Below are 11070 nucleotides of genomic sequence, written 5' to 3' on the forward strand. Positions count from 1 at the left end.
GTGGAATTTATCTATGTCTACTCGTGCAGCACCCCCTGCAAACCCAGCGGTTCTATGTTCGTCAGGTTAGCATCTATAATGCTGTCTGGCACGAATATAAACTTTTTATCGTAGATCTGATTTCCGATAAAGTAGCTGACCCAGAATTCATTATTCAGGTGAAACACGTCGGGCATGATCGGTTCTACGACCGCGTGCTCCGACGGCGCAATCTCGGGAAAGAAGTGCCGCAGCGTCGATGTTTTCTGGTCAGAGTTAGTTCCAGACTCGCTGTTACTGTATCCTTTTGAAGTTACGAACACATTCGTAATCGGCTGTTCGTTCCTGTTAATAACAATTACGTTCCACTCTTCCTGCTGCAATTCATTCAAGTTTTTAACAATCGCAACCTGTATACCCTTTACCGGGTGAAATATGATATCTTTCTTCATTATAATGCTTCCTGTAATTCCATTTGGAATAATGCAGCCAAATAGTTTTTCAATTTATCTGAAACTTCGTTTAAATCAAGCTCGCGTCCGAGCTCTTGTGACATGGACGTAACTGCCTTATCTTCAATACCGCAAGGGACAATATTTCCAAAATAGGCAAGATCCGTATTTACATTCAATGCAAATCCGTGCATAGTAACCCAGCGGCTGGCTTTTACACCCAATGCACATATTTTTCTGGGATTAACCTGTTCTTCAAAATCAAGCCACACACCGGTCAATCCTTTAATCCTGCCGGCAGCTAATCCATAATCTGCTAGTGTTAAAATGATCGCTTCTTCCAGCGTCCGCATATACAAATGGATATCTGTGAAGAAATTGTCGAGATCCAGGATCGGGTATCCTACCAGCTGGCCTGGTCCGTGATAAGTAATGTCGCCTCCCCGGTTAATGCGGTAATATTTGGCTTGTTTTTCAATCAGACCTTCTTCCGGTAAAAGCAAATGCTCCGGTTTGCCGCTTTTTCCCAGCGTATATACATGCGGGTGCTGGCAAAAAAACAGGAAGTTGGGTGTCAACACCTTCTCAGCGTCGCTTAACGAACGGTTTTGCGTTTTAATTGCCAGGGTTTCCGCAAACACTTTCTCCTGAAAATCCCAGGCTTCCTGATAGTCGATCAGCCCAAGGTCTTTAAAGCCGACCACTTTATTAATGAGGGTATCCATTACTTACATTTTTACAGCCGCAGGTGTGACCAATTCTGAAATTCTGCGTCATAATACAACTAGTATAACCTTTTTCCCAATGTAAATGTTCTGAAAATCACATTAAACAATGGCAACACACAACGACACAGGTTTTTGGGGAGAAGCAAAAGCCGCCGCATTCCTGACCGGAAAAGGCTTTGAGATCATAGAGAAAAATTACCGTAACCGGCACCAGGAAATTGATCTGATCGTGCAGAAAGACAAGATGCTCATTTTTGTTGAAGTCAAAACCAGGACCGGAACCGGCTACGGAATGCCCGAGGAATTCGTGAATCCGGCCAAAGCCAGACTTGTGTTGCGTGCGGCCGAACATTATATTTTTGAAAAAGACTGGCACTTTGATGTCCGGTTCGATATTGTTTCGGTGCTGGTTATGGCGAATGGAGAAACCGAGATCCGCCATTTTGAAGACGCATTTTATAAGTAGCAGGCTGACTATCTGACAAGTAGAATCCATTTGCAGGTACATTTTGAAGATAAAAGAATGTATTCCTAAATCTTGCAGATCCATGTTTGAAGATATGCACCTCAGCCGCCGCGAGCTGTTACGGAAGTCGGCGCTTATGTGTCTGGCGGCCGGCTCCGACTGGCGCATTCCGGTTAAACCCCGGTTTCAGCTGGGCGCGTGCGACTGGTCGGTGGGAAAAGCATTGAACCCGGAGGCATTTGACAGGGCAAAACAAATCGGCTTGCAGGGGATACAGGTAAGTTATAATACGTCCAAAGACCCGGCCGGGCTTTCTGTTCCCGCCACTTTACAATCCATTCAGGAAGCTTCCCGGCGTACAGGAATCAAAGCATCCAGCCTGGCAATCGGAGAGTTGAACCGGGTTCCTTACAAATCGGAGCCGCGTACCGAAGAATGGGTTTGGAACAGTGTAGATGCAGCTAAGAAGCTCAACGTGAAAGTAATATTGCTTGCATTCTTTTCAGAGGGCGATTTGCGCAACGATGAAAAAGGTAAAAAGGCGGTGATCGAACGGTTGAAGAAAGTAGCGCCGCACGCTGAAAAGCAGGGAATTGTACTTGGTATTGAATCCTATCTGAGTGCGCAGGAGCATCTGGATATCATTAACGCGGTAGGCTCTCCGGCTGTTAAAGTATACTACGATTTCAGGAATGCTGTCGACGCAGGTCACGATATTTTTAAGGAAATGCCGATGCTGGGCAAAGAAATGATCTGCGAAATCCACATGAAAGAGAATGGACAGCGCCTCGGAGAAGGTCCGCTGGACTGGGCAAAGATCGCGGCCGCATTAAACAAAATCGGTTATGCCGGCTGGATGCAGATTGAAGGAGCGACACCGCCGGGTGCAGACCTGATAACCTGCTATGAGCACAATAGAAAATATCTCGAAAGCCTGTTTTCATTTAAGTAATATGAACGTCATATATCTCCTCTCGCAACGTGGTATGCTGTTGCTTTTCAGTATCATAGTTTTTGTTGGTTTAAATAAAAACAAAAATCAACTGAACAAGCCTGAAAAATCGGGTTCCGTTCTTTTCCAGCCGGCAGATACCTCCAAACTGTACGTGCCCGATGACCTGGAAGCGACGCTCTGGGCAGAAGCACCGATGTTTTACAATCCTACCAATATGGATATCGATGCAAAAGGCAGGATATGGATTACAGAAGCTGTTAATTACAGGGATTTTAATACAAAACCCGCAGAGCGGTTAAGCCACAAACAGAAGGGCGACCGCGTGATGATCCTGGAAGACAAAGACGGAGATGGGAAGGCTGAAACTTCAAAGGTATTCGTAGAAGATACATTGCTTACCTCGCCGCTGGGCATTGCAGTGATCGGTAACAAAACGATCGTATCCTGCGCCCCGAATCTGATCATTTACACGGATTCAGACGGTGACGATAAGCCCGACAGCCGCGAAGTGCTGCTCACAGGATTTGGCGGTTTTGACCATGATCATTCTTTACATTCCCTCGTAGCCGGACCCGACGGAAGATATTATTTCAATACCGGAAATGCAGGGCCGCACCATGTAAAAGATAAAAGCGGCTGGACTTTGCGCAGTGGCAGTCTTTATACCGGAGGTACCCCATATAACAAGTCAAACCAAGGTAACCAGAAGTCTGACGATGGTCGCATTTGGGTCGGCGGACTTGCTTTGCGCATTAATCCAGACGGAACAGGACTCAAAGTTTTAGGTCACAATTTCAGGAACAGCTTCGAGGTTTGTCTGGACAGTTACGGGAATATGTGGCAGAATGACAATGACGATCAGGTAATTACATGCCGTGTTTCGTTTTTGCAGGAGAATGGAAATGCGGGTTACTTCTCGGCTGACGGAACAAGGTACTGGCAGGCAGACCGGCGGCCGGGACAGGATATTTTCACAACACACTGGCACCAGGAAGACCCGGGCGTAATGCCCGCAGGCGACAATACTGGCGCGGGCTCGCCTACGGGGATTGTGTTTTACGAAGGTGACGCGCTTGGGAAAGAGTATCGCGGGACTTTACTGAGCTGCGAAGCCGGCCGGAATGTCATTTTTGCGTACAAACCCGAACAAACCGGCGCAGGTTTTAAGCTCGACCGGCGCGATCTGATCAGCTCATTTCCACAAGCGAGCGAGCGATATGAGTGGTATGAAACAGATAAGGATACCCGAAAATGGTTCCGACCGTCGGACATAGCGGTTGGTCCCGACGGCGCACTTTACATTGCCGATTGGTACGATCCGGTGGTAGGTGGGCATGCAATGAAGGACAAAGCCGGTTACGGGCGCATTTACCGCATTACACCAAAAGGGAAGAAGTTAACCACGCCAAAAATTGACCTTAAAACAACCTCTGGCCTGATTGAAGCATTGAAAAGTCCGGCGGTGAATGTGCGGCTGCTGGGATTTGAAGGTCTGAAAGCAAAAGGCGAGCAGGCTATTGGCGAAGTGAAGCAATTGTTGACTACTGATAATCCATTTCACCAGGCGCGGGCGATCTGGCTGCTTTCGCAGCTGGGTGAAAAAGGAGCGGCAGAAGTGGATAAGCTCACCAGGTCCGACAATGCTGCGCACAGACTTACCGCTTTCCGGGCGCTGCGCTCTATTGGTAAATCAGACGGTTTTCTGGAACAAATGTCAAATGATCCTGATGCGGCTGTGCGCAGGGAAGTGGCCATTGCATTGCGTGACCTGCCTTACGAACAAGCGTACAAGCCGCTCCGAAATTTGATCAAAAACTATGATGGCAAAGACCCGTGGATGCTGGAAGCAATTGGTACTGCCTCTGAGGGAAAGGAAAAAGAGGTATATGCGGGTGTGAGGGAAATGTTTAAGGCAGATCCGAAGTACTGGAACGCTCAGCGTGCTAACCTGACCTGGCGTTTACATCCTGTAAATGCAATCAATGATCTGAAAGTCAGAGCCAGCTCCCCGAAAGTGTCGCAGCCTGAGCGGAAAAAAGCATTAACCGCACTTGGTTTTATTAAAGACAAAAAAGCAGCAGAAGCAATGGTAGCCTTGGCTAAATCCACCTTACCGGATGTAGCTACGCATGCTTCCTGGTGGCTAAACTTCCGTAAAACAAACGAATGGGCCGAGCTGCTGGACTGGGAGGAAGCTACTGCGCAGCAAATAACGCCTGCTTACCGGCAAATGCTCGAAAAGAAGAAGATAGTAAGTGACAAAACGCAAACACTGGCTGCCAGAGTGGAAGCTGCGAAGTTCATGGCGTCGAATGTAGACGGTGGTAATATCCTGGTTGATATGCGCGTGCAGGGGCAGTTGCAGGATACAATCGCGAAGTCTGTCAGCGAGATCATCTTTAAAAATCAAGACGTGAATGTGCGCGTAGTGGCGAGCCAGTTTTTTCCAAGAAATGGGAAGGTACTGAAAACAGACTTCATAGCCAGAATGAAGCCTGATTTGGCGCAGGGGAAGAAAGTTTTTGAATCCTATTGCACAGCCTGCCACAAGCACAGCCAGAATGGAGCGGATATAGGGCCTGATCTTACGCTTGTACATACAAAGTTCGACAAGGGCGGCTTGCTGGATGCCATTATCAATCCCTCAGCGAGCATGGTTTTCGGCTATGAAAGCTATACCATTGTCACCAAAAGCGGAGAAACACATTTTGGCTTTTTAATAAGTGATGGCGCTAATGTAGTAATCAAAGATGCAGCCGGGAAGCAGCATTCGATCAAAGCAAACCAAATTAAAAGCCGGGAAAAGATGCCGAATTCCCTGATGCCGGAACCCGTTACACTAGGATTGAAGGAACAGGATCTGGCAGATCTGACCGGTTACCTGCTTAGTTTTAAATAGGCAAGAAGATATTATTTCAGGCGACCGTATTTACGCATTATATCTAGCAGCTTGTCTTTGGGTAGCTCTTCCACTTTGTGTCCCTGCGTTCCTTCGGAAGTTCTGGCCATTAAAAGTGAGTTAATGATCGCCTCCTCAGTTGACTCGATCGCTGCCAGGAACAATGGAGAAGTGGCATCATTGATCAGGAAAGTAGTAGGAGCAGTTCGCTCTGGTGCATCGTGCAGCACGATATTGGCAGTGGAGAATGCAATCACAAAGTCACCGCTTCCATTCGATGCGATGCCGCCTGTTTGCGCCAGTCCCATGAATGCTCTTTTGGCCAGTCTTTTCAGATTGCGCGCATCAAGCGGCGCGTCAGTTGCCAGCACCATCATGCAGGAGCCGTCGGACGATTTATCCAGCACATCTTTAAAAGCATACTGGCCCAGTTCTTCACCCACAGGAACTCCGTTTACCTTCAATACCCCGCCGAAATTGGTTTGTACCAATACACCAACCGTGTACCCGCCGAGCTTTGGAGGCAGCTTGCGCGATGCTGTACCAATCCCGCCTTTCCAGTTGAAGCAAACGGTGCCGGTACCTGCGCCAACATTTCCCTCCTGCACGGGACCATTCTCGGCCTGTGCCAATGCATTCAGAACGTGCTCTTTACGTACATGCCGGCCGCGGATATCATTTAAAAAACTGTCATTGGTCTCACCCACAACCGGGTTAACCGACCTTACATTCTCGTTGCCTTTTTGCCCGAGTGTCCAGTCAATGATAGCGTCAGCGGCTGTGGGTACGCTTAATGTATTGGTTAGTACAATTGGTGACTCCATGGTACCCAGCTCATCTACCTGAGAATAGCCTGTCATTTTACCAAATCCATTTCCGATATACATAGCAGCCTGTACTTTCTGCTGAAACAGATTGCCTTCATGCGGGATAATGGCAGTCACGCCGGTACGGATATCCGCTCCTTCGGTAAGTGTAACCTGGCCCACCTTCACGCCAGCTACATCTGTGATCGCGTTCATGGTGCCCGTGGGAAGTACACCTATTTTGATACCCAGGTCACGGGCTCTTTTTTGTGCAAATGAAAAAGCCGGCAGCAAAGCCAGCAGGAGTAGGAGTGACTTGTTCATAGCTGTTTATAAAAAAGAAATATACTAAAAAACCGCTGGCGAATAAGCGCACCAGCGGTTTTTGACAAGAACAAAAAGGCCCCTTAATCGTCGTTCGGACGAGCTTTTTCAGGAATAATGGTAGTCTCCAGCCGGCTTACTGCCGACGCGCCAAAAAAGCCAAGCGCTTTGCTGCCGGAAGCATTGGTATTGGTGATGTTGGAGCGCACATTCGCGATCGGAGTGGCGAAAAGGCCGCCATTGCTTGCCTGCTCACGAATTTGTTTCAAAAATTCAAAAGCTTCGTTGGTTATACTGTGCAGCTCAACGCCCACCTGGTCGCCAGCCGAGTAAAGCGAGTCGACTGTAATGGACTGCCGGAGTGGCAAAATAAAGATCAATCCGTCGGAAGGAGCACCGGAGCCAAATGCAGCGTCGTAGGCAATGGAAATATTAACAGCCTTGTCGACGGTAGTCTTGCCTTTCACGACCGGTTTGATCCAGTAGGTATCACCTTCTCCCAAAAAGTCGCGGGCGTAAAACTCTGCTACATATCCCTCTTTCGGACCTTTGTCCGGCTCAAATGGCAGCTTTTCCTTGGTATAAACAATGGAATCCACTGCAGGTACGCGTTTCAGCTCCGTCGTGGAAGTGTAAGTATCTGCTCCCTGTTTGATGGTTAATGTATAAGTGCGGCCGATTTGACCCAGCGTGTCGCCCGTTTTCTGCCAGATATAATTTCCATTGTTGGCTACATCTTCAAACAGGTATACCGCTCCCTGATCGTCTTTTACACTTACTTCTGCGTCGAGGACAGGTTTAGCCGGACTATTGTCAAAGTAGCTTGCAGACCAGGTCAGCCGGATCGTTTGTGGTCCTGCCTGGTTGGTAATCCACCCGTCGACCACCAGCTGAGGTGGCCCGCTTTGCGTTTCCAGGTTGATCACATCTTCACAACCCGTCAGGAAAATACCCAGGAACGCGATCAATGCACTGAGTTTTATAATTGATATCTTCAAATGTCTCATTTCAATGGCCGGTTAAAATTTGAAATTGTAGGTAAGCGCCGGGATAAAGCTGCCGATAACTGCATAACGCACAGCCTCTGTTTTGAGCGGAGTATCCTGATTGGCCCGGGTATAAACCGAAAATGGATTTCGGCGATTGTACACATTATAAACAGAGAATACCCACTCACCCTCGCCAGTTCTAAACAGCTTCCGCTTCGATTTCAAAGTTGCTGCAAGGTCGAGCCGGTGGTATGCGGGAATGCGGTTGTTATTTCTTGTATTGGCATAATTGTTACCTACCGGCCAGCCCTGGAATTCCCAGCGGTTGGTCGGGAATGTAGCGGGTGTACCCGAAGTGATCGTGAAGTTGGCAGAGAGCGACAGGCGCCTGCTCATTTCGTAAATAGCCACAGAAGTGAAATTATGCGGCTTGTCAAAACGGGCGGGGAACCAGTCGTTGTTGTTAATGCTTTGTACCTGTCTTTCCGTGCGGGACAATGTATAGCTGACCCAGCCGGTCAGTTTTCCTTTATTTTTCTTTAGATAAAATTCAGCACCGTAGGCGCGGCCTCTTCCAAAGAGCAGATCTCCTGCAACAAACTGGTTGAGCAACAGATCTGATGCCGGAACGTAATCGATCTGGTTATACAGCTTTTTGTAGTAAACCTCCACGGAAGCTTCGTACATATTATCCTTGAAGTTCTGGAACCAGCCCAATGCAACCTGATCGGCCTTTTCAGGCTGGATGATGGGCGAGCTCAATGTCCACACATCCAGCGGCGAGGCTGCGGCGGTATTGGAAAGTAAATGCAGGTATTGCGCCATGCGATTGTAGCTGGCTTTGATAGATGCATTGGAACTGACGCCAATATTCAATGCAGCCCGCGGCTCCCAGTTACCATAACCTTTGATCACATCACCCCTTTTGTAATCAGTTCCCGGAAAAACGGGGACTTTGCGTTTTCCAACTTCGTCGGTATAATATTGATACTCAGTACCAGGTCCGAGGCTGCGGAAATAGGAGTAGCGGATACCATATTGCAGGGAAATGCGGTCGGAAAGTTTCTGCTCATTTCCGATATAAAAGGCCGATTCGTCGGCATATTTTGGATCGAGGCTGATGTCGGTTTCCTGTCCTTCCGATACTGCCACGGCGCGACCCGGGCGGGTATCATAGTAAATGTACTGGCCGCCGAAAGTCAGCTGGTTATTGGGTGTAATGTAAAATGTAAAATCCGGCTTAAAGCTGGCGCTGATAATCTTGGATTTCCAGTCAAACCTGTCTTTTGCACTTGGATCATTCACATTCTGTCCGAGCGAATAATCGTAATTGCTGTAATAGCCCGTCAGGTTCATGAAGAGCTTGTTGGAGAAAATGTGGTTCCAGCGGCCCGTAGCAGTGGCATTACCCCAGCCAAAACCAAAATCGCCGCCACCAAAAACATCTTTACCAAAATATCCGGAAGCGTAAAAGGTATCCTTGTCGCCCAGCTGATAGTTGACTTTGGCAGTCAGGTCATAGAAGTAGAACTTGGAATCCCGCAGATCAGAGTTCAGGAAAGGTTTTGCCAGGACATCGATGTAAGACCTGCGCCCGGCAACGATAAAGGACCCTTTTCCCTTAGCAAAAGGCTGTTCGTAAGTAAGTCGCGAGAAAATGGTACCAATTCCGCCATTAACCTCCCTTTTTTTAGAGTTACCTTCTTTCATCCGTACATCCAGAATAGACGAGATCCTCCCGCCATACTGCGCCGGAATCCCACCTTTGATCAGTTTGACGTCTTTCACCGCATCAGGGTTGAAAACCGAGAAAAATCCGAAAAGGTGAGAGGAGTTGTAAACAGGCGCTTCGTCGAGCAGAACGAGGTTTTGGGAAACGTCACCACCGCGCACATTGAAACCCGATGCACCTTCACCGACCGTAGTTACGCCAGGTAGCAGCTGAATGCTGCGGATCAGGTCCACTTCACCAAGTAATGCGGGCATTTTGCGGATGGTTTTCATTTCCACCTTGTTTACCGACATTTCAATGTTGCGAACGTTTTCGTCTTCCCGCTGCGTGGAGACAGTTACTTCCTGTAACTGGTTACTCTCGTCTTCCATCTCAATGCTGATCGTTTTATCCGCATCCAGTGTCACTTCCCGGGTAACTTTCTGATAACCAATGTAGCTGAAAACCAGCGTATAAGTTCCGTCGGGCAGGGTAATGGAGTAAAAACCGTACGGATTGGTAACTACACCGGTAGATGCTTCACGCACGTAGACCGAAACGCCGATCAGCCCTTCTCCATTGGCTTTGTCTTTTACGTAGCCGCTTACCGTGTGGCGGTTTTGCGCGGATACCTGCAGACAGGTGCCAATCAGCATGAGTAATAAGTAAAGTGTTCTGTTTTTCATGGATTGATTTTCGTTCGGAGTTTTGAATTATTTCTATTCAAAAGATTGACAACTCAAAAGGTAAATCCCCTCGGTCTGAAAGGGTAAATGTTGTATTTAGCAAGCTAACCGGCAACAAAACAATGTTTAAAGGCGGTATTTTGATAGAAAAAAGTGATGAACTAACTAAAAAATGGAGTCAATGGTCGATGGAAGAAAACCAAAGTGCATTCCATCGATATAAATATTTCAAGAATATTTTAATACCTCACTATTGTCGGGACATTCTTCCAGGAGCTGGCTTACCGACTTTTTCAGTTTAGGATCCACAAATTCTGCTGCTATTTCGAAAAGAGGGATTAATGTAAACCTACGTTCTTTAAGGCGGGGGTGTGGCAAAATAAGTGTGTCGTTTTCGAGAATTGTATCGCCATAATACAGCATGTCGATATCGATCAGCCTCGCGCCCCACCGCACTTTCCGGACACGGCCAAGTTCCTGCTCAATGTGCAGCAAATGCGTTAAAAGCAGTGCAGGTTCATCGGTGGATGTGACTTCAACTACCTGGTTCAGGAATGCAGGCTGGTCGGTCAGTCCCCAGGGTTCGGTTTCGTAAATGGAGGATTCGGCAACGATCGGCGCTTTTTCTGCGATCATTTGTCTTGCCTGCTTCAAAATCCCGGCGCGATCGCCGAGATTGGAGCCTAACAGAAGGAATATCTTTCCGGAACCGGTCATGTAGGCAATTTGATGTGTTGAGGTAAGTGCACGAAAAAAGGACTTCCCGATAAAAAGAAGTCCTTTAAAAATAAATTCGTAAAATCCTTAGAACGTAAGTGTTCCTTTGTCGTATGCTTTCTGTATAGTTGCTTCAATACCGTTTTTATTGATGGTACGAAGCGCTGATGTTGCTACTTTCAACGTAACCCACTCTCCTGATGAAGGAAGGAAGAAACGTTTCTTCTGCAAATTCGGGAAGAATTTGCGTTTTGTTTTATTGTTAGCGTGAGAAACGTTATTTCCAACGCGAGTTCTTTTACCTGTAATTTGACAAACCTTAGCCATAACCTTGCAATTTTTCCAAATGAGGGTGCAA

At 47.5% G+C, this 11070-nt stretch carries 10 protein-coding genes; 3 read left to right on the top strand and 7 right to left on the bottom strand.

Features of this window, described 5'->3' with window-relative positions:
* Positions 1-17 precede the first annotated feature (17 nt).
* Together AC1XTG_RS13665 and lipB are read right to left on the bottom strand one after the other, a co-directional pair.
* On the bottom strand, positions 18-431 hold the full coding sequence (locus AC1XTG_RS13665; RefSeq protein ID WP_484842367.1) for a hypothetical protein: 414 nt from the start codon (positions 429-431) through the stop codon (positions 18-20).
* On the bottom strand, positions 431-1156 hold the full coding sequence (lipB, locus tag AC1XTG_RS13670) for a lipoyl(octanoyl) transferase LipB (protein ID WP_056290754.1): 726 nt from the start codon (positions 1154-1156) through the stop codon (positions 431-433). The genes AC1XTG_RS13665 and lipB overlap by 1 nt, the downstream gene beginning before the upstream one ends.
* 109 nt (positions 1157-1265) lie before the next feature.
* Here lipB and AC1XTG_RS13675 point away from each other — a divergent pair, with 109 nt between their 5' ends.
* The 3 genes from AC1XTG_RS13675 to AC1XTG_RS13685 all read left to right on the top strand — a co-directional run bounded on the left by AC1XTG_RS13675 (position 1266) and on the right by AC1XTG_RS13685 (position 5479).
* Positions 1266-1625, top strand: coding sequence for a YraN family protein (locus tag AC1XTG_RS13675; RefSeq protein ID WP_484842368.1), 360 nt, complete (start codon positions 1266-1268; stop codon positions 1623-1625).
* Positions 1626-1707: 82 nt separating this feature from the next.
* Entirely contained in the window at positions 1708-2577 is an 870-nt protein-coding gene (locus AC1XTG_RS13680; RefSeq protein WP_484842369.1) for a sugar phosphate isomerase/epimerase family protein, read from the top strand.
* On the top strand, positions 2531-5479 hold the full coding sequence (locus tag AC1XTG_RS13685; protein WP_484842370.1) for a PVC-type heme-binding CxxCH protein: 2949 nt from the start codon (positions 2531-2533) through the stop codon (positions 5477-5479). The genes AC1XTG_RS13680 and AC1XTG_RS13685 overlap by 47 nt, the downstream gene beginning before the upstream one ends.
* A gap of 11 nt (positions 5480-5490) precedes the next feature.
* On the opposite strand, the gene AC1XTG_RS13690 is transcribed toward AC1XTG_RS13685, so the two are convergent.
* The 5 genes from AC1XTG_RS13690 to rpmB form a co-directional block, all read right to left on the bottom strand.
* Positions 5491-6609, bottom strand: a complete 1119-nt coding sequence (locus tag AC1XTG_RS13690; RefSeq protein WP_484842371.1) for a DmpA family aminopeptidase — start codon at positions 6607-6609, stop codon at positions 5491-5493.
* A gap of 83 nt (positions 6610-6692) precedes the next feature.
* On the bottom strand, positions 6693-7616 hold the full coding sequence (locus tag AC1XTG_RS13695) for a DUF4249 domain-containing protein (protein WP_484842372.1): 924 nt from the start codon (positions 7614-7616) through the stop codon (positions 6693-6695).
* A 12-nt stretch (positions 7617-7628) separates the two neighbouring features.
* The gene (locus AC1XTG_RS13700) at positions 7629-9995 is read right to left on the bottom strand and encodes a TonB-dependent receptor (protein ID WP_484842373.1); all 2367 of its coding nucleotides are present in this window, start codon (positions 9993-9995) and stop codon (positions 7629-7631) included.
* Positions 9996-10223: 228 nt separating this feature from the next.
* The gene (gene folK, locus AC1XTG_RS13705) at positions 10224-10712 is read right to left on the bottom strand and encodes a 2-amino-4-hydroxy-6-hydroxymethyldihydropteridine diphosphokinase (RefSeq protein ID WP_484842374.1); all 489 of its coding nucleotides are present in this window, start codon (positions 10710-10712) and stop codon (positions 10224-10226) included.
* A gap of 87 nt (positions 10713-10799) precedes the next feature.
* Positions 10800-11039, bottom strand: a complete 240-nt coding sequence (gene rpmB / locus AC1XTG_RS13710; protein WP_031528537.1) for a 50S ribosomal protein L28 — start codon at positions 11037-11039, stop codon at positions 10800-10802.
* Positions 11040-11070 lie beyond the last annotated feature (31 nt).

Source organism: Dyadobacter sp. HNCC25DJ183 (assembly GCF_056895175.1).

What these genes read in the sequence shown, in the direction of transcription:
- AC1XTG_RS13690 (WP_484842371.1), bottom strand. Translation starts at nt 6,609, where the DNA reads ATGAACAAGTCACTCCTACTCCTGCTGGCTTTGCTGCCGGCTTTTTCA.
- AC1XTG_RS13700 (WP_484842373.1), bottom strand. Translation starts at nt 9,995, where the DNA reads ATGAAAAACAGAACACTTTACTTATTACTCATGCTGATTGGCACCTGT.
- lipB (WP_056290754.1), bottom strand. Translation starts at nt 1,156, where the DNA reads ATGGATACCCTCATTAATAAAGTGGTCGGCTTTAAAGACCTTGGGCTG.
- rpmB (WP_031528537.1), bottom strand. Translation starts at nt 11,039, where the DNA reads ATGGCTAAGGTTTGTCAAATTACAGGTAAAAGAACTCGCGTTGGAAAT.
- AC1XTG_RS13675 (WP_484842368.1), top strand. Translation starts at nt 1,266, where the DNA reads ATGGCAACACACAACGACACAGGTTTTTGGGGAGAAGCAAAAGCCGCC.
- AC1XTG_RS13680 (WP_484842369.1), top strand. Translation starts at nt 1,708, where the DNA reads ATGTTTGAAGATATGCACCTCAGCCGCCGCGAGCTGTTACGGAAGTCG.
- folK (WP_484842374.1), bottom strand. Translation starts at nt 10,712, where the DNA reads ATGACCGGTTCCGGAAAGATATTCCTTCTGTTAGGCTCCAATCTCGGC.
- AC1XTG_RS13685 (WP_484842370.1), top strand. Translation starts at nt 2,531, where the DNA reads ATGAGCACAATAGAAAATATCTCGAAAGCCTGTTTTCATTTAAGTAAT.
- AC1XTG_RS13665 (WP_484842367.1), bottom strand. Translation starts at nt 431, where the DNA reads ATGAAGAAAGATATCATATTTCACCCGGTAAAGGGTATACAGGTTGCG.
- AC1XTG_RS13695 (WP_484842372.1), bottom strand. Translation starts at nt 7,616, where the DNA reads ATGAGACATTTGAAGATATCAATTATAAAACTCAGTGCATTGATCGCG.